This is a genomic window from Streptantibioticus parmotrematis (assembly GCF_019890615.1).
Lineage (GTDB): Bacteria > Actinomycetota > Actinomycetes > Streptomycetales > Streptomycetaceae > Streptantibioticus_D > Streptantibioticus_D parmotrematis.
This window is the reverse complement of sequence record NZ_JAINVZ010000039.1, coordinates 18,365-42,836: the sequence shown is the minus strand read 5'-3', so window position 1 is coordinate 42,836 and position 24,472 is coordinate 18,365. Positions and strand designations below refer to the sequence as shown.

The 24,472-nt window shown below is 71.0% G+C and carries 23 protein-coding genes and 2 riboswitches; of the genes, 7 read left to right on the top strand and 16 right to left on the bottom strand.

From position 1 onward, the window contains the following. Window positions 1–242 precede the first annotated feature (242 nt). Window positions 243–1,235, bottom strand: a complete 993-nt coding sequence (locus K7472_RS31235; protein ID WP_222982458.1) for a LacI family DNA-binding transcriptional regulator — start codon at window positions 1,233–1,235, stop codon at window positions 243–245. A 113-nt stretch (window positions 1,236–1,348) separates the two neighbouring features. Here K7472_RS31235 and K7472_RS31230 point away from each other — a divergent pair, with 113 nt between their 5' ends. Continuing rightward, window positions 1,349–2,293, top strand: a complete 945-nt coding sequence (locus tag K7472_RS31230; protein ID WP_222982457.1) for a nitrilase-related carbon-nitrogen hydrolase — start codon at window positions 1,349–1,351, stop codon at window positions 2,291–2,293. Window positions 2,294–2,363: 70 nt separating this feature from the next. Here the strand turns inward: K7472_RS31230 and K7472_RS31225 are convergent, their stop codons facing one another. The 6 genes from K7472_RS31225 to K7472_RS31200 form a co-directional block, all read right to left on the bottom strand. After that, on the bottom strand, window positions 2,364–2,672 hold the full coding sequence (locus K7472_RS31225; RefSeq protein ID WP_222982456.1) for a hypothetical protein: 309 nt from the start codon (window positions 2,670–2,672) through the stop codon (window positions 2,364–2,366). A 111-nt stretch (window positions 2,673–2,783) separates the two neighbouring features. Continuing rightward, on the bottom strand, window positions 2,784–3,905 hold the full coding sequence (nicT, locus tag K7472_RS31220) for a Nickel transporter NicT (protein WP_222982455.1): 1,122 nt from the start codon (window positions 3,903–3,905) through the stop codon (window positions 2,784–2,786). A gap of 34 nt (window positions 3,906–3,939) precedes the next feature. Then, window positions 3,940–4,145, bottom strand: a riboswitch (cobalamin riboswitch). Window positions 4,146–4,226: 81 nt separating this feature from the next. Next, on the bottom strand, window positions 4,227–6,872 hold the full coding sequence (alaS, locus tag K7472_RS31215; protein WP_222982454.1) for an alanine--tRNA ligase: 2,646 nt from the start codon (window positions 6,870–6,872) through the stop codon (window positions 4,227–4,229). Window positions 6,873–6,893: 21 nt separating this feature from the next. Continuing rightward, on the bottom strand, window positions 6,894–7,448 hold the full coding sequence (locus K7472_RS31210; RefSeq protein ID WP_222982453.1) for a GNAT family N-acetyltransferase: 555 nt from the start codon (window positions 7,446–7,448) through the stop codon (window positions 6,894–6,896). 5 nt (window positions 7,449–7,453) lie between these two features. Continuing rightward, a complete protein-coding gene (tsaD, locus tag K7472_RS31205; protein ID WP_372458145.1) occupies window positions 7,454–8,530 on the bottom strand; it encodes a tRNA (adenosine(37)-N6)-threonylcarbamoyltransferase complex transferase subunit TsaD in 1,077 nt (358 codons plus the stop codon). 988 nt (window positions 8,531–9,518) lie between these two features. Further along, window positions 9,519–9,920: an ArsR/SmtB family transcription factor gene (locus K7472_RS31200; protein WP_222982452.1), complete on the bottom strand. Its 402-nt coding sequence runs from the start codon at window positions 9,918–9,920 to the stop codon at window positions 9,519–9,521. Between the two features lie 98 nt (window positions 9,921–10,018). Here K7472_RS31200 and K7472_RS31195 point away from each other — a divergent pair, with 98 nt between their 5' ends. The 5 genes from K7472_RS31195 (at window position 10,019) to K7472_RS31175 (ending at window position 14,521) form a co-directional block, all read left to right on the top strand. Further along, window positions 10,019–12,049: a heavy metal translocating P-type ATPase gene (locus K7472_RS31195; protein WP_222982450.1), complete on the top strand. Its 2,031-nt coding sequence runs from the start codon at window positions 10,019–10,021 to the stop codon at window positions 12,047–12,049. Window positions 12,050–12,157: 108 nt separating this feature from the next. Further along, window positions 12,158–12,436 carry a hypothetical protein gene (locus tag K7472_RS33090; protein WP_308014169.1) on the top strand — a complete coding sequence of 93 codons (279 nt, stop codon included), beginning with the start codon at window positions 12,158–12,160 and terminating at the stop codon, window positions 12,434–12,436. 41 nt (window positions 12,437–12,477) lie between these two features. Beyond that, window positions 12,478–13,314: a helix-turn-helix domain-containing protein gene (locus tag K7472_RS31185; protein ID WP_222982461.1), complete on the top strand. Its 837-nt coding sequence runs from the start codon at window positions 12,478–12,480 to the stop codon at window positions 13,312–13,314. 129 nt (window positions 13,315–13,443) lie between these two features. Continuing rightward, window positions 13,444–13,992 carry a hypothetical protein gene (locus K7472_RS31180; protein WP_222982449.1) on the top strand — a complete coding sequence of 183 codons (549 nt, stop codon included), beginning with the start codon at window positions 13,444–13,446 and terminating at the stop codon, window positions 13,990–13,992. Between the two features lie 58 nt (window positions 13,993–14,050). After that, window positions 14,051–14,521, top strand: coding sequence for a hypothetical protein (locus K7472_RS31175; protein ID WP_222982447.1), 471 nt, complete (start codon window positions 14,051–14,053; stop codon window positions 14,519–14,521). 100 nt (window positions 14,522–14,621) lie between these two features. Here K7472_RS31175 and K7472_RS31170 read toward each other — a convergent pair whose 3' ends face one another. From K7472_RS31170 to K7472_RS31140, 7 genes are all read right to left on the bottom strand, one after another. After that, window positions 14,622–15,128: a hypothetical protein gene (locus tag K7472_RS31170; protein WP_222982445.1), complete on the bottom strand. Its 507-nt coding sequence runs from the start codon at window positions 15,126–15,128 to the stop codon at window positions 14,622–14,624. Beyond that, a complete protein-coding gene (locus K7472_RS31165) occupies window positions 15,125–16,405 on the bottom strand; it encodes a DUF58 domain-containing protein (protein WP_222982443.1) in 1,281 nt (426 codons plus the stop codon). The genes K7472_RS31170 and K7472_RS31165 overlap by 4 nt, the downstream gene beginning before the upstream one ends. Next, window positions 16,402–17,361, bottom strand: coding sequence for an AAA family ATPase (locus K7472_RS31160; protein WP_308014168.1), 960 nt, complete (start codon window positions 17,359–17,361; stop codon window positions 16,402–16,404). The genes K7472_RS31165 and K7472_RS31160 overlap by 4 nt, the downstream gene beginning before the upstream one ends. Then, window positions 17,358–17,867 (bottom strand): hypothetical protein, encoded by a 510-nt coding sequence (locus K7472_RS31155; RefSeq protein WP_222982441.1) that lies wholly within the window; start codon window positions 17,865–17,867, stop codon window positions 17,358–17,360. Before K7472_RS31155 ends, K7472_RS31160 begins: the two co-directional genes overlap by 4 nt. Further along, window positions 17,864–18,763, bottom strand: coding sequence for a DUF4129 domain-containing protein (locus K7472_RS31150; RefSeq protein WP_222982439.1), 900 nt, complete (start codon window positions 18,761–18,763; stop codon window positions 17,864–17,866). The genes K7472_RS31155 and K7472_RS31150 overlap by 4 nt, the downstream gene beginning before the upstream one ends. A gap of 179 nt (window positions 18,764–18,942) precedes the next feature. Then, window positions 18,943–19,146, bottom strand: coding sequence for a DUF2180 family protein (locus tag K7472_RS31145; protein ID WP_222982437.1), 204 nt, complete (start codon window positions 19,144–19,146; stop codon window positions 18,943–18,945). 148 nt (window positions 19,147–19,294) lie between these two features. Further along, window positions 19,295–19,371, bottom strand: a riboswitch (Fluoride riboswitch). Window positions 19,372–19,439: 68 nt separating this feature from the next. Continuing rightward, the gene (locus tag K7472_RS31140) at window positions 19,440–20,270 is read right to left on the bottom strand and encodes a hypothetical protein (RefSeq protein ID WP_222982435.1); all 831 of its coding nucleotides are present in this window, start codon (window positions 20,268–20,270) and stop codon (window positions 19,440–19,442) included. A 547-nt stretch (window positions 20,271–20,817) separates the two neighbouring features. Here K7472_RS31140 and K7472_RS31135 point away from each other — a divergent pair. Beyond that, window positions 20,818–21,111, top strand: coding sequence for a DUF3040 domain-containing protein (locus K7472_RS31135; RefSeq protein WP_222982433.1), 294 nt, complete (start codon window positions 20,818–20,820; stop codon window positions 21,109–21,111). 75 nt (window positions 21,112–21,186) lie between these two features. On the opposite strand, the gene K7472_RS31130 is transcribed toward K7472_RS31135, so the two are convergent. Continuing rightward, window positions 21,187–23,196, bottom strand: coding sequence for a polysaccharide deacetylase family protein (locus K7472_RS31130; RefSeq protein WP_222982431.1), 2,010 nt, complete (start codon window positions 23,194–23,196; stop codon window positions 21,187–21,189). Continuing rightward, window positions 23,193–24,260 carry an aminoglycoside phosphotransferase family protein gene (locus K7472_RS31125; RefSeq protein ID WP_222982429.1) on the bottom strand — a complete coding sequence of 356 codons (1,068 nt, stop codon included), beginning with the start codon at window positions 24,258–24,260 and terminating at the stop codon, window positions 23,193–23,195. Before K7472_RS31125 ends, K7472_RS31130 begins: the two co-directional genes overlap by 4 nt. Window positions 24,261–24,472 lie beyond the last annotated feature (212 nt).

The window sequence follows — 24,472 nt, the reverse complement described above, 5'->3', positions numbered from 1 at the left end:
TCCGGCCTCCGCCGACAGCGACGACGCGTCCCCCGCTCCCGCGCAGCAGCAGAAGGCGGCCACAGCGGACGACTCCACCGCCAGGGACCTCGGCATCGCGGGCCTCGCGGTGGGCGTCCTGGGCCTGGCCGCCGCCGCGTTCGCACTGGTCAGGGGACGGCGGAACGCCGCCTGATCGACAGGGCCGCCATGTGTCGCCCGGCGAACCGCCGGGCGACACATGGCGGCGGCCTGGGACGGCGTCAGCCGGGCAGCGTGGAGGCGCGTGTCTCCAGTGCCCAGTCGTGGTGGCGGATCGCGTCCGCCGGTGTGCGCTCGGCCAGGATGTCGCACAGGAGGGCGGCGCAGGCGCGGCCGTAGTCGGCGGGGCGCAGGTCGATGGCGGTGATCGGCGGGTGGCTGGTCCGGGTGGCCACGCCGTCCACGCAGGAGGCGACCAGGAAGTCGCGGCCGACGGCGCGGCCCGCCGCGATCGCCGCGCCCAGGACACCGGGAGCCGCGCCGTCGGGGCCGCAGATCACCGCGTCGATCGCGGGGTCCTCCGCGAGCAGGAGCCGGGTCGCCTCCGCCGCTTCGCCGGGCGTCGCCACGAAGGGCACGGACCGCACGACGACCGGGATCCGGTGCTTCGCGGCCCAGGAGGTGGCCGTCGACCGCAGTGCCTGCGCCCAGGCGGAGTCGCCTTCGGGGGCGAGGAGGCCCGGCCGGCGGGCGCCGTTGCCGCGTACGTGGTCCAGGAGCGCGGTCAGGGAGGCCGCGTTGTCGCAGACCACCGCGCCGCAGAGGACGGGGCCGGGATAGCGCTCGCCGGTGACCACGGGCACCCCGGCGTCCAGCAGGCCCGGGACCGCGGTGTCACCGGCCTCCGGGTCGATGACGAGGAGCCCGTCCACGCGGGTGGCCAGCGGGCCGTGTGCCGCGGTAGGCGTGCCGAGCAGGACGACGTCCAGCCCTTCCTCCTGGGCACGTTCGACGGCTCCGAAGGCGAGGTTCATGTAGTAGTCGAGGCGGGTCGCGGTGTGCGGCAGATGCAGGCCGATCGCCCCGGTGCTGGCGCGGCGCAGCCGCCGGGCCGCGCTGTTGGGGCGGTACCCGAGGCCGTCGGCGATCTCGCGTACGCGCTCACGCGTCGCTTCCGCCACCCGTCCGGAGCCCTGGAGCGCGTCGGAGACGGTGCTCTTGGACAGCCCCGCGGCGCGGGCGACGTCGAGGAGGGTCACGGTACGGGTGGTCACGCTTCGGGATTCTAACCCCAGGACTGCTCTTGCCGGAACGTTCCGGCAAGGGCTACCGTCGTGCTGCCGGAACGTTCCGGCAAACGTCTCGCCACCCAGTGTCTGGAACCACCATGCGTTTGATCACCGCTTACCACCCGCCCGCGTCCCCGGCTCGCACGCGTCCCGCCGACCGCTCCCCGATACGCGTCGCCGCGGTCCAGCAGCGCTGGCACCGCGACCCGGCCGAGCACCGCGCCGCCCTGCTGGAGGGCATCCGCCTCGCCGCCGCCGAGGGTGCGCGGGTCGTGTGTCTCCAGGAGCTGACGCTGTCCCCGTACTTCGCGGTCGTCCGCAAGGCCGACCACCCGGAGCCCGCCGAGCCCGAGGACCTGACCACCGGACCGACGTTCGCCTTCGCCGCGGAGGCGGCCCGCGCGCACGGGGTCCACGTGCACGCCTCCCTCTACGAGAAGGCGCCCGCGCCCGGCGGCCGGGAGGACGACCTGGGCTACAACACGGCCATCCTGGTCGCCCCGGACGGCACGCTGGTCCAGCGCACCCGCAAGACCCACATCCCGGTCTCCGAGGGGTACTACGAGGACCACTGGTTCCGCCAGGGACCTGCGGGCGACGACGCCTTTCCCCTGGTCACCGTGGACGACGCGCGGTTCGGCCTGCCGACCTGCTGGGACCAGTGGTTCCCCGAGCTGGCTCGCGCCTACTCGCTGGCCGGTGCCGACGTCCTCGTCTACCCCACGGCCATCGGCTCCGAGCCCGGTCACCCCGGGTTCGACACCCAGCCGATCTGGCAGCGGGTGATCACCGGCAACGCCGCCGCCAACGCGACGTTCATGGTCGTGCCGAACCGCATAGGCTCCGAGAACGGCCTGACCTTCTACGGCAGTTCGTTCATCGCCGACCCCTACGGCCGCGTCCTGGCCCAGGCCCCGCGCGACGAGGCGGCCGTGCTGGTCGCGGACCTCGACCTGGACGCGCGGCGCGACTGGCTGGAGCTGTTCCCGTTCCTCACGACCCGCCGCCCGGACGCCTACGCACCGCTCACCGCCACGGACTGAGCCCGGTGGAAGGCGTTCACGCAGCGGGCGCGTTCCCAGGCCGTAAGGGGGCGCCGTGACGAACGGCTCGTTACCGCGGCTGTCCTTCGTCCCGGCTGCGGGTGAGGAAGCGGCAGGCTGGGCACTCCGGCCTCGTGGCATCCGATTCCCGGAGCGAACCGGAGCAGGTGTGCGGCGCGCGCGTCGCGAGCAAGGCGCGCGCCTGCGCCACCAGTTCCTCCAGGGTGTCGAGCTGCTGACGTGCCTTTCTCAGACGGGTGTGCTGGGCGCCGACCTGTCGTCGGCTGGCGTCGAGCCGCTCGTACTCCTCTTGTGCAAGAAGCACGATCTCCCGGCCGTTGAGCCGCATCCGAGTCGGCTTCGGCGCGTGTGTGGACATGGGATTCCTCACCTCACCTGGTCCGCCCGCCGTCGGGCGTCCTGCATCGAACGCCCACGCCTCGCGCGGCCGCCTTCCGGCCGTGCGAGGCGTGGGCGGGGGACCGGCGGGTCAGCCCGCTTCCGTGGCCTCCGTCTTGGTGCCCCAGCGGTGTTCGACCTTGGCGATGCGCCAGTAGGCGAGGGCGCAGGCCCACACGACGACGAAGAGGCCGACGATGACGTAGCCGACGTTGTTGAGGTCGATGCCGGAGATCCAGTTCGTGAGCCCGTCCCTGAGGCCCACGTTGTCGTGCAGGACGCCGACGAGTTCGATGGTGCCGATGACGAAGGCGACGGCGATGGACAGGCCGGTGATGGTGAGGTTGTAGTAGACCTTGCGCACCGGGTTGGAGAACGCCCAGTGGTAGGCGAAGTTCATGAACGTGCCGTCGAGGGTGTCGAACAGGCTCATGCCCGCCGCGAACAGCAGGGGCAGGCACAGGATCGCGTACCACGGCAGCCCCGCCGCCGCACCCGAACCCGCCATCACCATGAGGGCGACCTCGGTGGCGGTGTCGAAGCCGAGCCCGAACAGCACGCCCACCGGATACATCTGGCCGGGTCGGCGGATCGACTTGGTCAGGCGGCCCAGGAGGCGGTTCATGAAGCCGCGGTTGTCGAGGTGCTTCTCCAGCTCGTGTTCGTCGAAGTTCCCGGCGCGCATGGCCTTGAAGACGCGGTAGATGCCGGCGAGGGCGACGAGGTTGAGCGCGGCGATCAGGTAGAGGAAGGTGCCCGACACCGTGGTGCCGATCACGCCGAGGGTGACGTGCGCCGAGGAGTTCTCGTCGACGAGGGTCCCGGCGACCTTGGCCCCGGCGGCGATGAGTCCGGCCATCGCGACGACGATGGTGGAGTGTCCGATGGCGAACCAGAATCCCACGGATATCGGACGCTGCCCGTCGGCCATCAGCTTGCGGGTGGTGTTGTCGATGGCGGCGATGTGGTCGGCGTCGAACGCGTGCCGCATGCCGAGGGTGTACGCGGTCACCCCGAGGCCGACGCCGAACGCCTGCTTGCCCACGGTGTAGTGGTGCGGCGCGACCATCATCACCAGGATCGCGAAGGCCAGCACGTGCAGGGCGGCGATGACCGACAGCAGGACCGCGGTGCGTATCCAGTCGGCCCGGCCGAAGCGCTGGGGGATCGCGGGTGCGTCCGGGGACGCGGACGTCTTTTCGGGCAGGGCCATGTCGGGGCAGCCTCTCCAGCACCTCGTGGACAGTTCGTCATGCGGTGCCGTGGCCGGTCTCCTGGCTGACAGGTCGAACGCCGCCGCGTCCGCCTTCCCGAACGCCGAGGCGCCCAGTGGCTTGTCGTTCCGCTCCGGCCGGGCCGGAGCGGAGTGACGCGGTGACTCCCTGATCACAGTGGCGAGGGCCGCTCCGGTATCCCACCGGTCTTCCCGAACACCACGGCCCGGCAAGACTAGGGGCCGGATCGAGCCACTGACAAGTGGTCCCAGTTGCAAGCTCTTGGCAAGAAAATCCTGGTCGCGTCTTTACGGATCCGTTCAGTTCGTCGAGGCGACGCGCGGCACGTCGGCCAGCACCTGGCGAAGCCGGTCGCGTGGCACGCCACCTCCCTGGGCGATCTGCGCCGAGCCGCCGCCGCGGCCGTTCAACAGACGCTTGACGAGGGCGGAGGCGTCGAGTCCCGCCTCTTTGGCGGGACGGTTGAGGGTGACGACGAGGCCGCCGTCCTCGGTGGCCACCGCCACCACACCGGCCTGCCCGGTGGGAAGCCGGTCGCGGACGGCCAGGGCCAGGGCCCGCGCGTCGGCCGCGGTGCCCCGCACGGTCGTGGTGACGACCAGGGAGCCGTTCGCGTCGACGCCTCCGGCGGCCAGTTCAGCGGCCCGCACCGTTGTCGCCTCGGACTTCAGGCGGGCGTTCTCCCGGTCCGCCGCCTTCAGCCGGTCCAGGAGGCCCGCGATACGCTCGGGCAACTCCCCTCGCGGTGAGCCGAGTTGGTCGGAGATGCGGGAGACCAGGTCGCGTTCGCGGGCGAGATAGCCGAAGCCCTCGATTCCCACGGCGGCCTCCACGCGCCGCATGCCCGCGCCGACCGACGACTCGGCGGTCAGGGCGACGGTGCCGATCTGGGAGGCGTGCGCGACGTGGGTGCCGCCGCACAGCTCCCGCGACCACGCGCCGCCGATCTCGACGACCCGGACCTTCTCCCCGTACGTCTCGTCGAAGAGGGCGAGCGCGCCGATCTGCTTGGCCTCGGGCAGGGTCATCCAGCGCACCCCGACCGGGAGGTCCCCGCGCAGGGCGCGGTTGGCGGCCTCCTCGATCTCGCCGCGGACCGTGGGGGACAGGGCGCCGCGCCAGGGGAAGTCCAGGCGCAGGTAGCCGGGACGGTTGTAGGAGCCGGACTGCAGGGCCGTGGGGCCCAGGATCTCGCGCAGGGCGGCGTGCAGGACGTGGGTGCCGGAGTGCGCCTGGCGGGCGCCGAGCCGCCACTCGGGGTCGACGGCGGCGACCACGGAGTCACCGACCGCCAATTCGCCCGCTGTGACGCGTACTTGGTGGGCGACCAGCCCGGGCAGGGGCCGCTGGACGTCGAGGACCTCGGCCTCCGCGCCAGCCCCCGAGATCCGTCCGGCGTCGCTGTCCTGGCCGCCGGACTCGGCGTAGAAGGGGGTGCGGTCCAGGACCACGGTGACGATCTCGCCCGCACGGGCGACCGGCACCGGCCCGGTGGCGCCCAGGACGCCCAGCACCCGCGACTCCGTCGTCAACGTGTCCCAGGCCCGCCAGTCGGTGGGGCCGTTCGCGTCCAGCAGCGCGCGCAGCGCGGAAGTGTCCGCCGTACCACCGGACTTGCGGGCGCGGGCGTCGGCGCGGGCCCGCTCGCGCTGGTCGTCCATGAGGGCCGTGAACCCCTCGCGGTCCACCTCGACACCCTGCTCCGCGGCCATCTCCAGGGTCAGGTCGATGGGGAAGCCGTACGTGTCGTGCAGCAGGAACGCCTGCGCTCCCGGCAACGTGCGCCCGCCGTCCTTCTTGACCTGGGACACGGCGGTGTCGAGAACGGTGGTGCCCTGCTTGAGCGTCGCGCGGAAGGCGTCCTCCTCGCCGCACGCCTGGTCGCTGATCCGCGCGTAGGATTCCGTGACCTCGGGGTAGCCGGGTGCCATGCAGTCCCGGGCCGTGGCCAGCAGCTCGGGCAACGCCGGTTCCTGGTAGCCGAGTTGGCGCATCGAGCGGACGGCGCGGCGCATGATGCGGCGCAGGACGTAGCCGCGGCCCTCGTTGCCGGGCGCGGTGCCGTCGGCCAGCAGCATCAACGCGGTGCGCACGTGGTCGGCGACCACCCGCAGCCGTACGTCGGCCTGGGGGTCGGATCCGTAGCGCACGGAGGCGAGTTCGGCGGCCCGGTCCAGGATCGGGCGGGTCTCGTCGATCTCGTAGAGGTTGTCCTTGCCCTGGAGCAGGGTGGCCATGCGTTCCAGGCCCATGCCGGTGTCGATGTTGCGGCGGGGCAGCTCGCCGAGGACCGGATACCCGGACTTGCCCGCGCCCTCGCCGCGTTCGTACTGCATGAAGACCAGGTTCCAGAACTCCATGTAGCGGTCCTCGTCGACTGCCGGTCCGCCCTCACGGCCCAGCGACGGGCCGCGGTCGTAGTACAGCTCCGAGCACGGACCGCACGGGCCCGGCACGCCCATCGACCAGAAGTTGTCCTCGTCCCCACGCGCCACGATCCGCCGTTCCGGCAGCCCCGCCACCTCGCGCCAGATGCCGCGCGCCTCGCTGTCGGAGTGGTGGACGGTCACCCAGATCCGGTCGGGGTCGAGCCCGTAGCCGCCGTCCGCGACCGGCGTCGTGGACAGTTCCCAGGCGAAGGCGACGGCCTCGCGCTTGAAGTAGTCGCCGAAGGAGAAGTTCCCGTTCATCTGGAAGAACGAGCCGTGCCGGGTGGTCCTGCCGACCTCCTCGATGTCCAGGGTGCGCACGCACTTCTGCACGCTGGTCGCCCGGGGCCACGGCGCCGTGCGTTCACCGGTCAGGTACGGCTTGAACGGGACCATGCCGGCGTTGACGAACAGCAGCGTGGGATCGGGCGTGGGCAGCGGCGCGCTGGGGACCACGGTGTGACCGCGGGCGGCGAAGAAGTCCAGGAAACGGGTACGGATCTCGGCGGTGCGCAAGGGGAGGTGCTCCGAATCGGCTCAGTCGGACGGGATGGCGGGGTGGCGCGGGGCGAGGAAGACCGCCATGCCACGGCCTTCCGGAGCTGGGTGGACGATCTGCCGCCAGCCCAGGTGCCGGTAGAAGCGCACGGCGTCCGGGGCGCGTACCGACGTCATCAGCCACGACGAGTCGTCGGGCGCCTTGCTGGTGACGGCATCGAGGAGTGCGGTGCCCAGACCGCGGCCCCTGGCCTCGGCGCGCACGGCGAGTTCGTCGATCTCCTGGCTGCCGCAGAGCCAGGAGCCGGTCAGTTCGGGGCCGAGCGCCGCGGCGACCTGGGGGTAGCAGCGGTCGCCGGGGAACGGCGCGGGGGTGAGCCAGGCCGTGCAGAAGCCCAGCAGCCGCTGCCCGTCGAAGGCCAGCGCGGCATGGAACCCGGGCCGGTCGGCGTGGCCCTCCAGTCGGCTCAGGAACGCGTCGGCGTACGTGTCATCCTCGTGCCAGGGCGCGTCGCCGAAGGCGTCGGCGTACACCTCGCGCAGGGCGGCGGCGTGCGGCAGCACCTCCCGGCCGCACAGAAGGACGGTCCGCACCGTGATCACGCGACTCGTGGAGCGGCCGGGGCGGCGACGGGGTGCAGGGTGGCGTGCTCCAGGGGTGCGGAAGGGTCGATCGAGACGTCCAGCCGGGCGGGCTGGGCCCCGGCGCGCACGAGGAGGTCGCCGACGGCGGCGATCATCGCGCCGTTGTCGGTGCACAACTTCAGCGGCGGGACGCGCAGTTCGATGCCGGCGGCCGCGCAGCGCTCCTGGGCCAGTGCCCGTACGCGGGAGTTGGCGGCCACTCCGCCGACCACGACCAGGGTCTTCACGTCGTGGTCGCGGCAGGCGGTGACCGCCTTGCGGGTGAGGACGTCGGCGACCGCCTCCTGCAACGAGGCGGCCGCGTCGGCGACGTGGAGCGATCCGCCGTTGTGAGCCTCCGCCCAGCGGGCGGCGGCCGTCTTCAGGCCGGAGAAGGAGAAGGCGTAGCGGTCGTCGCGCGGCCCGGTCAGGGGCCGCGGGAAGCGGATGGCGTCCGGATCGCCCTCGCGTGCGGCCCGGTCGATCGCGGGGCCGCCCGGGTAGGGCAGGCCGAGCACGCGGGCGACCTTGTCGAAGCATTCCCCGGCGGCGTCGTCGAGGGTGTCCCCGAGGTGGATGATGGGGTCGCGGGCGAGATCCCGTACGAGCAGCAGTGAGGTGTGGCCGCCGGAGACGATCAGGACCATGCAGGGGTCGGGCAGCGGGCCGTGCTCCAGGGTGTCGGCGGCCACGTGCCCCGCGAGGTGGTGGACCCCGTACAACGGGACGCCCAGGGTGTACGCGTAGGACTTCGCCGCGGCCACGCCCACCTGCAACGCCCCCGACAGGCCGGGACCCGTGGTCACCGCCACCGCGCCGACGTCGGCGAGCCGCAGACCCGCCTCCGCGAGCGCCTGCCGCACCACCGGGCCCATGGCGTGCACGTGCGCCCGGGAGGCGATCTCGGGCACCACGCCGCCGAACCGCGCGTGCTCGTCCATGCTGGACGCCACCGCGTGCCCCAGCAGCACCCCGTCCCGCACCAGGCCCGCCCCTGTTTCGTCGCACGACGACTCGATCCCCAGCACCACCGGCGAATCCGAACCCGCCACCACGGCCTCCCGACACCTCTGACTTAATGCGCTCAATGAGTACCTGCAACCATTGTGCAATAAGACCGGGTGGTGTCTCGTACCCCGGCGCACACGGCGCGGGCCGCGGCCGGCGCGGCGTGTGCCGCCTGCCGACCGGGGCCCGAGGCAACTGGACCGACGTCGCCGACCGCTTCACCAAGGCCACCACCACCGCCTGACCCCGGCACCTGCGCACGGCCCGGCCGCACCCGCCCCACCAGGGCCCGCGGCCGGGCCGTCGCGCGTCTGCCCGCCGAAGTGACGAACGGGCCCGAATCAGGGGCGCGTGAACGGGAGTCCACCGGTGTGCCCCGGATATCCCGTGGTGGACCCGTCTCCGGAAGTGAGGATCGCGTCATGCATGTCTTCCCGGAAACAGAGCGCTTCACCGAGGACTGGCCCGAGCCGATCGACGGCTCCGAGCACGGCGACGTCGCGTAGGAACTCACCAGGGCGGGGCGCGCAGGGCATGGTGGGTGCCTCGGGCCCCGGCACCCGGTCCGTTTGATTGGGTGACCCGGTGACGAACGCGGAGAGTCTGGCGCTGACCATCACGGCGGAGCTCCCGAGGAGCCCGGAGGTGGTGACCGTCGCCAGCAGGAGGGCACCCGCGAGGTCGAACTCCCGCACCGGATCGCGCTTCCGGGCGCGTGGCAGCAGGTAACGGCCGGTGGCCAGGGCGACGATGCGACCTTTTCCACCTGTCGGGCGATGCCCGAGCAGTCGGCGTCCAGCAGCGCATTCCCGCGGTCCTCGTCGGCCAGCGGCCGCGTTCACAGTGAGTGATGGATTCTGGGGCGTCACTGCGAAGGCCGTCTGCTGATCTCTGGCAACCCCCTCCTGTCCATCGATCTCGCTCGCACAGGGCCGAGGTGCCTCCGCCGGGGCCCGATCGTTCGCGAGGGGTGGGCCGGACGGCCTGCGTGAAGTCGCGCCAGGGCCTTGTCTCGTCGGATGGGCCGGCGGCTCAGGGGAGGGCGGACTCCGGCTCGACCGGGCCACCGGCCGACGCCGGAGCGTCGATCATGCCGAGGCGCAGGTGCTCGACATGATGGACGGCCTGGTCGAGCAGTGCGGCGACGTGGTCGTCGTGCAGCGCGTAGACGATGGAGCGGCCTTGGCGGGTGCCGGTGACCAGGCCGAGGTTGCGCAGGAGCCGTAGTTGGTGGGAGCAGGCCGACTGCTCCATCCCGACCGCGGAGGCCAACTCGGTGGCCGCGCACGGCCCTTCGCGCAGCCGGGCCAGGATCAGCAACCGCGAGGGCGTGGAGAGCGCCTGAAGCGTGGTGGCGACCTGCCCGGCATTGGCCGCTGTCAGGCGGGTGCGCGGGGGCGTGGCGCTGTCGGAGGCGTTCGCTGCGTGGCCCATGGGCCCCATCCTACGAAATGAACCCATGAACGAGTCTTCAAGTGTTCCTGTTACCGTGAGGAGGTCGCTCCGCCCTCATGTGAAGGACCGCTGCCGTCATGCCTTCCGCCGCTGCCCACCGCCCGCCTCAGGCTCCGCCGACACGCACGCCCGCTTCCACCCCGCGTCGGCGTACGCGGGTGCTCGCGCTCGCCGAGGCGCGCTGGGCCGCGACCGCCCTGGTGCTGTTCCTGATCGCGCTGCCGGTGCGACTGACCGGCGCTCCCGCCTGGGCGTCGGCACCGCTGTTCGCGCTGGTCTACCTCGCCGGTGGCTGGGAACCGGGCTGGGCCGGGCTGAAGGCCCTGAGGGGCAAGGTCCTGGACGTGGACCTGCTGATGATCGTCGCCGCGCTCGGCGCCGCCGCGATCGGGCAGATCACGGACGGTGCGCTGCTGATCGTCATCTTCGCCACCTCCGGCGCCCTGGAGGCGCTGGCCACCGCCCGCACCCAGGACGCGGTGCGCGGCCTGCTCGACCTCGCTCCCGCCACCGCCACACGTCTCGCCGACGACGGCAGCGAGACCAGCGTCGAGTCCGCCGCCCTCGCCGTCGGCGACGTCATTCTGGTGCGGCCGGGCGAGCGGGTCGGCGCCGACGGCCGGGTCCTGGACGGGGCGAGTGACGTCGACCAGGCGACCATCACTGGTGAGCCTTTCCCGGCTGCCAAGGGCGTCGGGGACGAGGTCTTCGCCGGCACGCTGAACGGTTCCGGTGCGCTGCGGGTGAAGGTCGAACGCGATCCGTCGGACTCGGTCATCGCGCGGATCGTGACCATGGTCGAGGAAGCCTCGGAGACCAAGGCCCCCACCCAGCTGTTCATCGAGAAGGTCGAGCAGCGCTACAGCCTCGGCATGGTCGCCGCCACCCTCGCGGTCTTCCTCGTGCCGGTCGCGTGCGGCGCGGCACTGGCCGGGTCGCTGCTGCGCGCGATGACGTTCATGATCGTCGCCTCGCCGTGCGCGGTGGTCCTGGCCACCATGCCGCCGCTGCTGTCCGCGATCGCCAACGCCGGGCGCCACGGCGTCCTGGTCAAGTCCGCCGTGGTGATGGAACGCCTCGGCCAGGTCGACACGGTCGCCCTGGACAAGACCGGCACGCTGACCGAAGGCACCCCTCGCCTCACCGCGATCCGCCCCCTGGCCGGTAGCGGCCTCGACCAGGAAGCCCTGCTGAGGCTGGCCGCCGCGGCCGAGCACCCCAGCGAACACCCCCTGGGCCGTGCCGTCGTCGACGCCGCCCGCGACCGCCGCACGGAGGCGCCCACCGTCCGGGACTTCACCGCCACCCCCGGCGTCGGTGTCACCGCCACCCTCGACGGCGCCACCATCACCGTCGGTGCCCCGGCCCGCCTGCCGACCGCACTCGACGACGCCGACGCGGCTGCCCACGCCGCGCGGACCGTCGACGAGCTGGAGGGCAGCGGGCACACCGCCGTGCTGGTCCAGCGCGACGGCGTGCCCGTCGGCGTCCTCGGCATCGCCGACCGGTTGCGCCCCGACGCCACCGCCACCATCACCGCCCTCGGGCACCTGACCGGCGCCACCCCGATGCTGCTGACCGGTGACAATCCCACGACCGCCGCCCGCCTGGCCGCCGAGGTCGGCATCACCGACGTCCGTGCCGGGCTGCTGCCCCAGGAGAAGGTCACCGCCGTGCGGAACGCCCAGGAGACCGGCCGCAAGGTGCTGGTGGTCGGAGACGGCGTCAACGACGCCCCCGCCCTGGCCGCCGCCCACACCGGCATCGCCATGGGCCGGGCCGGCTCCGATCTCGCACTGGAGACCGCCGACGCCGTCATCGTCCGCGACGAACTCGCCGCGGTTCCCACCGTCGTCGCCCTCTCCCGCCGCGCCCGCCGCCTGGTGGTGCAGAACCTCGCCATCGCCGCGACGTTCATCTCCGGCCTGACGGTCTGGGACCTCGCCGGGCACCTGCCGCTGCCGCTCGGCGTCCTCGGACACGAAGGCTCCACCGTCATCGTCGGCCTGAACGGACTGCGGCTGCTGCGCGATGCGGCCTGGCACCGCACGCACGCACCCAGTCGACACGCTCAGCAGGACGCTCATATGAGCAGCCTGGTGGGGTAAAGCTGTCAAATGTCGCAGTCGCCCGCAAGTGTGTGCACAGGTGTAGCGGTCACGCGCAGTGCTGAAGCAATCTCGATTCCGGTAGCCCCAAGCCCGAATGGAGGCGGCGTGACGATTCATCAGCTGTGCAAGGATCCGGAAAGTCCGAACAACGGCAGCCCGACGTTGTATTACGACGACGAAGCCGACACGTTCCTCTTCCAGTCGTGGAAGATTCAGGACGCACGACGCATCTCGGGGATCAGTATCCCGGAGCACGAGACCATCATCGAGTTCCCCAAGCGCTTGTTGGGGCTATTCCCGCAGCTCAAGGACGGCGAGTACTACTCGTGTGATGGGGCATTAGTCCAGGCGATAGCCCCGGTCGAGCAGGGCAACGACGGTTAGCTTCCCGTCCGTTGGAGGTGGCTGCCGTCAGACTGGACGGCATGGACACCTTGAACAGCATCGAGCAAGCCAAACGCGACTTCGGACGGCAGTTGCGTGAACTGCGGCGCCGGGCCGGTCTCACAGCGACAGCCCTCGCTGAACAAGCCGGGTGGGACCGTTCGAAATGCAGCCGGATCGAGAACGGGAAGACGGTGCCCTCCGACGCGACGATTCGCGTGTGGGCCGAGCGTTGCGGCGTTCCGGAACAGGCGGACGCGCTGATCGCCGCGGCACACGACATCGAGGGAATGTACGTCGACTGGGAGCGGAAGGAGCAGCGGGGACTGCCCCACGTGCAGGAATCCGTCCTGCCCCTGTGGCGTGACACCCAGCACTTCAGAGCTTTTTCCGCTTCCCTCGTTCCCGGCCCGCTCCAGACCCGCCCGTACGTCACACAGGTCCTCGGCACCCTCTGCCGACGCCGGAAGACCAAGGGGAGCCTGGAAGCCGCGGTGGAGTCGCGGATGGAGAAGACGCGACTGCTGTACGACCGGCGCTTCTTCGTGGTCCTGGAGGAGTCGGTCCTGTGGCACCGGATCGGCGACCGCGAGGTCATGCGGCAGCAGCTTCTCCACCTTCTCAGTCTCGCCCACCGTCCTTACGTCAGTATCGGCATCATCCCTCGCACCGCCGACCGTACGCACTTCTGGCCGGTCGAGGACTTCTGGATCTACGACGACGCGATCGTCCACGTCGAATTGGTATCGGCATTTCTCACCGTCTCCCAGTCGCCCGAAGTAAAGCTCTACGCCGACGCGTTCGCAGAGTTGCAATCCCTCGCGATCTATGGTCCGGAACGAGACCACCTGATCTCGGGGGCGCTCAACCACCTCTGAAACGCGCGCACTTTCCCCTTCGATGCGACCGCGACATGCTCGGAGGGTCAGTCGGACATGCATTTCCCCTTACGCCGCACCCCGTCGCGCGAGCCTCGGGCCCCGCACGAAGAGCCATACCCCGGCGTGGTGGAGCACTGGGAAAAGCACCGCTACCGACGCGAACGGCGCGCAGGCGGCTTCCGGCTGACCCGACCGTGGTACGTCATCGCCGTCGCTCTGCTGATCGTGGCCGACGCCTACCTGCTCCTCGTCGCACACCACCGCAGCCCGACGCGCGGTCTCATCGAGCCACCCGCATCACCCTCCGATTCCCGACAGGCGGAGAACGAGTTCGCGGGCCGGCTGCGCCACAGCGTGCCCGCGACCTGGAAGCTCCTGCGGTACGGCACCGCGGACGCCGCGCGCCCGGCTCGCATCGCCTGGAACCCCTCGGACGGCGACGTCCCGTACAGCATCCTCGTGGCGTGCACCGGCACCGGCTCGCTGGACGCCGTCCTTCCCGGCAGCCCCGAGCCGCACCGCATCACCTGCGGTGACGCCCTCTACAGAGGCCGATTACCCCAGCAGGGAACTGTCTCCCTCACGCCGGCTCCCCGCACCCACGGCTGGGTGACGTGGGCGATCTACGCGGCCTCCGGCACACCCGGCCCCGGCACGGCACCGGCGAATCGCTAGAAGTCCCGCCTGCCGAGGGGTGGGTGGGAACCGACCGCACGCGAACACGGAGCACGCCATGCCCTCGCACGAAGACGCCCCGGGAACATCGCCTTCAACACCCCAACTGGTCTCTCTGGTCGAAGCGCTCGCCCGGCAGGTCTCGACCGGTCGAGGAGACACCGCACAACTCGCCCTGTGGGCACGTGAACTGGCCGCACGGCCCATTTTCGCGCGGTGCCGACCCTTCCGTTCGACAGAGAGCGAGGACCCCGCGATCGCCCTGGCCCACCGCGTGGTCACCGAGGGGAAAGGCGTGCTGGAGGTCACGGCAAAGGAAGTACGCCACGCCTTCGCCGGACGCCGGTACCGATGGCACGAAGTGGGCCTCGGCGCACTCCCCGTCGAGCCGCCCGCGGACGACGACCAGACCGTGCTCCTCTACGACGTCCTCGCCCCTGGAATCGGCTGGCTCCTCAACACCATAGCCGCGGGCCAGGACACGAGACCGGTCATCGCGCGCTTGGCCACGCCACCGTCCGAACGATGAGTGCGCCGTGTCGCGCATTGACGGATCGCTGCCTAGATGCGGACGGGATCGAAGCCCGTCCCGAGTGCCTGCCCGGTTTCCGGTGTGAACGAGGAAGAACTCAGCCCTGCTGGCGAGGGGACGCAGGCCTGACCCACACGATGGCGGCCGTCGCCGCGATGACCGCGCAGGCTGCCACCCAGCTGGACCACCGGTACCCTGAGCCGAGCCATGCGACCACCGCTACCCCGGCGGTGGCCGCCGGGGCGCCGACCAGGACAGCCGTTCCCGGGGTCGGTCCTGGTACGTTCGCCTGGTCGAGCAGGGTGAGGAACGCGAAGAGTGCCGAGGCGGTGACGGCGGCCCGCCACGCGTCGCCGCCACTCAGGGCGTGGTGTACGCCACCGCCGGAAAGCAGTTGAGCCAGTGCCACGAGGCACGCCCCCGATGTGCCCGCGGCCCGGCTGACCGCCTCCGCGGAGCGGCCTCCCAGCACGGTCGCCGTCGCCATCAGTGCCGCGCCCGCCGCTGCCGGAGCCAGGGACACACCGTGCCACGGAGCGGCGGCCACCGCCGCCGCCGACACTCCCGTCAGGCAGGCCGCCAGCCGTACCACCGCACTCCTCACCGCCGGGCCACCGCAACGTACCGGAAGGGCAGTTCGAGCGGTCTCGTGCCGTCCCAGTGCACGACGGGCACCCCGAGCCTGGCGATCTCGTGTTCCAGACCCGTGCGGTGCAACCGCCACCAGCGCAGTGCCACCGGCCGCAGCTGCCCACTGCCGTGCGGTCGCGTGACGAGCGGGTCGACCAGCACCACCGAGTGGCCGCGCATGCGCAGGTCGCGCAGGACGGCCACCGCCCTGGGGTCCAGCAGCGGAGAGAAGACCACGACCCGGGCCCGCGGAGGCAGGGCGGTACGTGGGATGCGTCCGACGTCCGGGTCGAGGAACGTCTCGTCGCGCCGGACGTCCAGCAGCAGGCCCGCCAGTCTGTAGAACTGCCGGTCGCCCACGTCGGGCCCGAGCCAGCGTAGCGCTCCGCCGAACGCCACCGCACCGACCCGGTCGTGGGCCCGCACGTAGGACTGCGCCAGTCCGGCCGCGCCACGCAGTGAGACGTCCAGCGTGGTGTGACCGGGTGGGCCGACGGCCTGGTAGGCGTCGACGCACACCACGAGGTCGACGGCGCGCTCGTCCGCGAAGGCGTTGAGTTGAAGGCGTCCCGAACGCTCGCTGGCGCGGCGGTTGACACGGCGCAGGGACTCGCCGGGCGTCCAGGGACGGATTGCGGCGAACTCGACCCCTGAGCCCGGCAGCCGTGTCGTGTGCTCGCCGGCGCGTGGATGGGTGCCTGCTGCCATGTCCCTTGCCAGCACGGCGAATTGGGCGTGCGGGTAGACCGTGAGCACCGCCGGGGCAGGGTTCAACCGGGCTTGCCACAGGCGGTCCGGGCTGCGTAGCCGCAGCGTCAGCGGACCTGCCGACCAGCGTCCCCACCGTGTGGACCGCAGATGCCATTCACCGCGTGGCCCGTACGTCTGTCGTGGATTCGCGCGCGGCGCGAGGCCGAGCCACTTGCGCGTACGCCGCTCGTCCGGTGGCATGCGCAGGCCGGAAGGAAGGTCGAGATCCATGCGGCAGGGACCGGGCCAGCCGTCGATGGTGACGTGCAGCACGCTCAGCTCGCCCTCGAAGCACACCGGGGGCTCGACCCGGGCCACGACCGTCACCTCGCGTGGCAGCGCCCGGTGGCCACTCAGGGCGAGTGTCCACACCAGCGGGATGGCCAGCACCGCCGCGTCCGGTCTCCCGAGCACGATGCCGAGTGCCAACGCGACCACGGCCACGGTCAGCAGGGCTCGTGCGTAGGGGGAGGGCAGTGGCCGCAGGCGCAGGGTGCTCACCGGGCGCGCTCCGGCCCGGGGGCGGGCAGCCGTTCCAGCAGCCGCCGGATCACGTCGTCGCCCGTCACCTGGCGCACCCACAACTCGGGCCGCAGGCTGATCCGGTGGCCCAACGCGGACCCGGCGCAGGCGTGCAGGTCCTCTGGCACGACGAAGTCACGGCCGTCCAACGTGGCGTGCGCGCGGGCAAGTTGGACCAAGGCCAGGCCGCCGCGCGGGCTCGCTCCGACCGCGACCTCGGGGTGATCGCGGGTCGCGGCCAGCAGTTCCACCACGTAGGCGAGCAGGTCGTCGTCGACCTCGACCCGCTCCAACGACTCCCTCATGGCGAGCAGTTCCTCCGCCGAGGTCACCGCCGCGACCTCACCTTCCGGGGTCCCGCGCTCCAGCCTGCGACGGAGCATGGCCCGTTCCTCGTCAGCCGTGAGGTAGCCGAGCCGGACGCGGAGCGCGAACCGGTCGAGCTGTGCCTCGGGCAGCGGGTAGGTGCCCTCGTACTCGATGGGATTGTCGGTGGCGAGGACGACGAACGGCCGGGGCAGCGCGTGCGTGTGGCCGTCCACGCTGACCTGACCCTCACCCATCGCCTCCAGCAGCGCCGCCTGGGTCTTGGGCGGAGTGCGGTTGATCTCGTCGGCGAGCAGCAGTTGCGTGAACAGCGGGCCCGGGCGGAAGACCTCGCGCGCCTCGGCCCTGTCGTAGACGCTCGCACCGGTCACGTCGGCGGGCAGCATGTCGGGGGTGAACTGCAGGCGTGTGAAGGAGAGTCCGAGCGCGGCGGCGAACGAGCGGGCGATCAGGGTCTTGCCGAGCCCCGGCAGATCCTCGATCAGCACGTGCCCGGACGCCAGGATGCCGCACCACACCAGCTCCAGGGCACGGCGCTTCCCCACCACCACCCGCTCCAGCTCGTCCAGCACGGCCGCCGACCGCACGTGGGTCTCCTGCGGGGTCACAGTTCCTCCAATCGACGGGCGAGACGGTCCAACGCGGTCAGCCCCGGCGCCGGCAGCCGGTCGTCGTCGGCGACGGGCCGGGAGGGGTCGAGCAGCGGCCACAACTCCTCGCCGACGAGCGCTCGAACGGCGTCAGGATCATGGCGGGTGTCGATGCCACGGCGGGCGGCCAGCACCCGGTCGGCGATGTCGCGCACCAATGGCCGCGCGGCGTGATCGTAGATCCGTGCCGACGAATCGGCCCAGCCGAGGGCGAGTTCGATGTCGCGGTGATCGCGGAACGGAAGGTCCGGGTCCTCCCGCGGAGGAGGCGCCGGCCCCGGCGTCGCCTGCGGGACCGGCCGGGCCGACGGAACGGGAGCGACAGTGAGACGGACACTCAGCAGCACCACGACCGCGACCAGGTCCACGGCAACCACGAAGCCGAACAGGCCCAGCAGCGTGCCGCCGAGGGCACAGGCGACGACAGCCGCGCACGTCCCCATGGCGAGCAGTCCGCGTCTCACAGGGCATCGTGCCCATCCACGTCCACGTCGGCGTGATGCCTGGTGATTCGGCGCAGAGCGTCCTCGGCGCGCACGCGGTGCTCCTCGGTGATGGGATGCGTGCTGAAACGTGCCTCGCGGAACAGGCCGGCCAGCCGCGGTCCCGCCTCCCCGCCTGCGAGTCCCACGTCCCCGGCTCGGCGCAACAGCCGCTCCGGGGTGTCGGCGGGGGAGGGGCGTGCGCCGCGCCGGGCCGCTTCGTCGCGCAGCACGCTCCAGCAGGCGATGACGGCCTGGCGGGGATCGGACCGATCCCCCGTGGGCGCCGCGGTGCCGTCAACTGCCGGAGTCAGCAAACCCGATCGGGCGCCCCGCCGACCCGGGGCGCCCTCCACATGGACGTTCCTCCAGCCGTGCGACCACAGGAATCCGACCACCACCGACACCACCACAACCGCGCTCAACGCCAGGATCCACAGCAGCCACCCGGTCTCCTGCGCCGAGGCCACATGGTGCCCCGAGGGGATACGGGGAGCCGGGGAGGCGTCGGCCGTGGGTACGGGCGACGAGACCGGCCGTCGTGGCACCACCGCGTTGCCTCCGGCACCCGTACGTCGGCCGATCGCCACCAGGACAACCCACGGCACCACCAGCATCGCGAGAACGCCCAGCAGCGCCGTCGGCCGTGCCCAACGACTCATGGGCACCGGCTGAGGCAGCCGTTCGTTCTCGTCGTCCCGGCGCCTGCGCCAGCGCCGTCCGGACAGCACCAGCCACACCAGCAGTCCCATCTGGACCACGGCGAGCCCCATCGCCACCACCCCGAGCGCGGTGCCGTCGAGAGCGTGTGTCCGGCGCGGCGCGGTGGGGCGCGCGGCCATGCCGAGCGCGGCCACCAGGAGTAGGGCGAATGCCACGGCTGGGCGCGATGCCACCACACGGGGACCGGCAGATCGCATGCACACCTCTCCCTGGTCGCATCTCCCAGGGACCGTCAGCGGCTGACCGCGGTTCGTCAGGTGAGCCCCATCACCTCTGTGGAATCCATTGTGCGGACGGCGCCGCTGCGGGGCATGCCGACCCGCGCAGGAGAGGGTCAGGTACGCTCCGCCGCGTAGCAAGTGGGACAGGTGGCACGGCGGGCCGTTCTCGGCATGGTCGCCACACCGGTGCCGGTCACGCGGTGCGGATGTTCGGCTGTCACGCGCACGTGGTTGAGACAGGCGCCTGAGCCGCAGCGGCTGCACACGGCCACCGCCGGAGCGATGGTTCCGTCGAGCACGCAGTCGTAGCAGTTCATCGGCCGGCCCCCGTTCCGGCGCGGTGAGCGACCGGGAGCGAGGAGGCGGTCGTCGTACGAGGCGCGCCGAGCCCTGGGGTGAAGAGAGCGAGGGCGGGCTGGGATGGATCCATGGGCACCTCCGACGTGCGCCGACCGACATGGGCGAACACTGTCAGGAGCCATCAGCCCGTGGGGGGCGGTTCGGGTTCGAATACCCGGGTGGGGTCCATCACCTGGGGAGAGTGAACAGCTTCGCCACCCATCAGGTCAAGGCGCCGCAGGCTGCTTGTTCCACTTGCCTGGCCCGCTTTCTACAACGCGGCTCGCCAGCGACGGAGAAACGGGCACCGTCCACCGCGTCCTCGCACGGGGATTCCGGCGCGATGCAGACGTCGCCCCACCGTGACAGCGGGTTGGCCGGTGAGCAGCTCGATGTGGGTGTTGGCCACACCGCATTCGAGGTACAGGTCGGAGAGCAGGTCCTTCGTCAGCGGAACCGGCACTGGGAAGCGGTCATGCAGACGCCCTCGCTCAGCAGGTACGACAGGGACGCGATGCCGTCGAAGTGCGGCGGCGACCAACGGGTCGGCGTAGAGTGCGGTGACCAGCTGGATGGTCGCCGGCTCTCCACGGGGCTCGGACCCGCCGAGCCTCACCGGCAGGTTGAGGTCATGCGCGTTCCGCAGCACGACGCCCCGGGTGCTGCCGAGTCTGGCGGCGACCTGCTCCGCGCTCATCCCGGCCTCCACGTACAGCGCGGTGAGGTCCTGACCGGGGAGCTGGGCACGCCCCGTCAGACCGGGGCGTCCTCTGCGCCGTCGTGGAATTGCGTGTTCTGCCAGCCGTCTTCTCACCGCACGGCCGCTCATGCCCAGCAGGTCACCGATCTCCGCGCTGCTGAGGCCCCGTTCCACGTACAGCTCGACCAGGAGTTCGCCGAACGCCGTTGAACTGCCCGCGCCGTGGCGCTGGCCCGCACCACGTGGCGCCACGGTGATGTGGGCATCCAGCAAGATGCTCGTCACCTCACCTCGCGACAAGCAGGTCCTGCGAGCGATCTCCGCCACCGAGAGGCGTTCGCAGACGTACGAATGACAGACGCGGCTCACGACTGAGCTGTTCTCGTCGTCAACGGTGCACACCCATGGGCGCATTGCTGAAGGGGCGAATCCAGGCACGAGGCACTCCCGGCACAGTGGTGGCCTCAAGGCCACAGCAAGTGACAGGCGCCATCAGCAACTCAACGGCAGTTCGGCAGCCCCGAATCCCGGGGGCCAGGCGGGCTCCATCGCCTGGGCGTAGTCTAGGCGCCGAGCGGGGGGACGTGCGGCCGCCCCGCCAAGGTGTCCTGAAATGAATCACTTCACAGAAGTGTTCGCCTTTGCCCGTCTGCACCCACGTTTCGGCGCGGGCGCGCTGCTTCCCGCGCCCCTCCAGCCGTAGGTCGCGCATGACCGACAAAGAGGACATCCACCGTCGCGGCCGGGCCGGTTTCCCTCGCGAGCTCCTATCATTGTGATAGGTATACGCAGCGCGAACGGCGGTGGGGCTCGCCGATATCCGCGGTAGGAACACCGCCAACGGTCCCTGTCCAACGGAGACAGGGGACAGGCATGCTCATCGTCACGTCATCGCCTCGCGCGGGACAGCCCACTGCGGGGTGCGCGTTGAGCCTGCGGGCCCGCTGACATGGGGCTGTCCGAAGAGGAACGCGGTGCGCTCGATCGGCTGGAGAGCCAACTTCTGCAGGACGATCTGCGTCTTGCCGTGACCATGGCCTGGCTCAGGGGCCGGTTGAGGGCGCGCCGACTGGTGCCGTTCGTCCGAGTCGCCGCGGCCATGGTGCCGCTCGCCGCAGGTCTCGCGATGCTCGTCATCGGCATCTGCATCGGGATGGACTCTTTCGTCGCCATCGGCGTCACGGTCCTGTTCTGCTACGCGCTTCTGGTGCTCACGTACCTCCCTTTCGCTCGTCGTGACTGATTGGCCACCATGAACGTGCCTCTTGCGGTGAACTGGCCACCGAAGCACGTCCCTCCGGTGCGGTTACCTGCCACGTCACCTCGCGTGGAGAACCGCTCGACTGGTGTCGAGCCAACTGGCGAGGTGGGAATCGGTGACCGGCCCGGCACCGATGAGCACGTCCAGGTGTCCCGTGCAGGACCTCAGCGCGAATGGGCAGCTGTGCCCGGCTGCCGTCCAGCGGGGCGGGATCGAGCACGCCTGCAGCGGGTCGTAGCCGACCCAGCATGTGCGGTCTCCGAGTGACCATCCGGCCCAGCCGTGGCCGCCGGTCCGCCGCAAACCCGCACGGCCGTTGAGCAGCGCGCGCAGGTAATCGGGGACCAGAGCGCTCTCCACGTCGAGCGGCCGACTCGCGCTCCCGGCGCGGAGGCAGGCAGCCAGCGCGGGAACGCCGTCGAGCACCGCGTATCGGCGCGTGCCTGCCTGAGGGGTGTCGCTGCGCGGGTGCAGGTCCACGGTGACCGCATGCGCGTGGCGCTTGGGCTGCCGCGGTGCCCAGGCCAGATGACGGAAAGTGGGTTCGGTCAGCGCCCCCGGGTGGCCGGGTGGGACGTCCATGAAGCGGTGGAGTTCTTCCTGGAAGTTCCAGTGGTCGATGGGATTGCCCACGATCAACGCGGCCTTGTTACCGGACTGGTCACCGGGGTGCGACGCAGGGCGGTGCGCGAGCAGGCAGACGCGGCCACCTTCGCCGGGCGACACCAATGCCCAGACGGTCTGCCCGGCGAGGAGTAGCTCCTCATCGCCGTCTCCGTCCACGTCGACCAAGGCCGCGCAAGGCATCGACGGTGCCTGTGCGGCGGACCAGCGTGCGGCAGCCACGAGCGGGCGGGCAAGCCTGCTGTGCGAGGCCACGGCTTTCACCCAGGGCGCGAGGTGGCGTCCCTCCGGAGAAGCATCACGCCAGGCGGTCTCATGCATCCCGACCATCACCAGACGCTCCGCGAGATCGAGCAAACGGGAGTCAGCCGGGCGGTCCCGGGCCGCCGTGACCAGTGCCCCAGTGTCATCGATCAACCGCTGATAGGGCTGCCATTCGGGACTGCCGGCCCAGCCCTGGTAGGTCTCCCCGGCACTCCAGGCGACCGCGAGCTCGTGGTAACTGCCCGCGGACGGAACGGGGTTCACCGGCGGCGGATGCTTGTCGAGCCAGGTGTCCAAGTGCACTGGGTGCACCGGTCCGGCAGGGCTTGCGGCCCACCGTACGACGCGCTCATAGGAATCCAGCGCCGCTTCCCAGCCGGCGACCCCCGCCGTGCGTTCCAGATCGTCGGCGTACACCAACAACGACGCCCCCGGGTCGGCTGCCCTGCCCCTCAGGTCTTCGACGAATTCGTCGAGGAGACGAAGGTGGTCAGGAGTGCGGGCCGGAATGAGGTAGCGAAGAAAGGAATTGATGGGAATGAGTTCGAGTGGGCGAGGCCCCGGCACCGTGCGGGCGACGGTGAGGGCGGGGTCGACCAGCCCGGCGACGCTGGACGGAAGTGCGTTGTGCCACTCGTAGGGGCCGGGGTTCTCGGCCGCTGATCGTGCGCCGCCGCCGACATCGTCATGGAAGAGGCGGTCGTCCACGAGGGCGCGCCGGTATCCGCCTCCTGGCAGACCGGGGTCGGTCAGCACGCGCATGAGGCTGGGGTGCCACACTCGCTCCGGAAGCCACGCTGTGGGCACGGCGCCTTCCGGCACGCCGAGGTGACGTTCCAGCAGGTCTGCCATGGTGATCAGTTGCCGACGGTTCGACTCAGCCGCGAGCAAGGGCATGATGGGCTCGGAGTAGGGACCGCCGAGCAAGGTCAGGCACCCTTCCGCGACGGCCTGACGAACCCGGTGGAGGAACTCCGGCCGGTGCCAGGCCAGAGCCTCGATCAACGTCCCCGACAGATGCAGGGCCGCGGGAACGCCATGGTCGTGGTGCAGGGTGAGGACCCGCTCGTACCCCCGGCAGATCTCACTGATGCCATCGCGATCGGCGTATCCGTCTCCGATGACCAACTGGTTGGCGTGGTGGACGAAGGCCATGGCCTGCTTGTCCTCGCGGTTCATCGTGCTCCTGCGCTGTCACGGCCCGCACCGATATCCGGATTCGCGAGAATGTCTGGGCCATGCCGCGAGATCCGCGCGGCGATCCGGGCCCACTCGAGGAGTGAGGCCAATGGCGCACCTCCGAATCCCAGGTGCTCGAAGTGCGTGACCTGGACGAAGGCCCTGATCATCTGCACTGTTACTCGTTCCTCCGTGGCAAGACCGCCGCCATCCCGGTAGGAGGTCCACAAGCGATGTGCCGCGGGGGCTGCCTGTTCCACTTCCAGGCCAAGGTGATGGGCGGTTACCAGCACTTGCCACAAGGCGTACCCGACGTCGAAGGCCGGTTCGCGTCGACCGGCGTGATCGAGATCGATGGCCGTGACGCATGGTTGGTCCGTGCTCGACGACCAGTCGACGAGCACGTTGCGCGGATGAAAGTCGCCATGGCTCGCAACGGGAGCCTCTCCTGCGGTTGGGACCAGCGCACGCTCCAGGCGACCCGCTAGTTCCTCCAAGTACCCACTTACTCTGGGGAGTTCACGTCCCGCCAGGCTGAGCAGAGCACTGATCTCCATGGTGGTGCGGCTTTGCTCTCCGGCCGGTAGCGGCAAGGAGGCGTCCGCGTTCTGCAGAGCGAGGAGGAAACGGGCGACGGCGTCCGCTGTCCGGCCCGCGTCAGGGCCGGCCAGGCAGTCGGCCCACGGACGCCCGGTGGCGGCCTCGGTCACCAACACGCCCCCGCTGCCGACGCCCAGGCTCCGGACCACCATGTTCGGCGGCTGCCCCAGGCCCTCGGCGTGCAGCAGTCGTGAGGCGCGGTCGGCATGCCATCCTTCCTTACGGTGACCGAACTTGATCACCAGGTCCTGCGCTCTCGAAACTCCCACGACGTGGTCGGTCAACCCGGCGCGTACCGACATGAGCCACGTACCGGCATGATCCTCGACGCTGGTCACCGCAACCTCGTCCAGGCTCCACAGCCCCACGACGATCTCGGGCACGGTGCTGCTGATGAGCTCGGCGCACTGATCAGCGTCGAGAACGGAACCTTCTTCGCCCTGGCGATGCGCATAGGAGGTCACTCGCACGTCACCGCCTGCCTGAACGTTCGCATGTCACGCTCCCACTCGTCCTGCGCCCGCGACGAGCGCGTGCTGACGAGTAGGGACCGTTGTCGGCATCAGATGCCGAGGTTCGAGGCAGGCGAGCCCCACCGCCCAGGGCCCGCGGACCGCACGCCCACCAGGAGCGTAAACCCGCGTGCCCTCGCGGCAGGGCATCCGCCGCCCGCCAC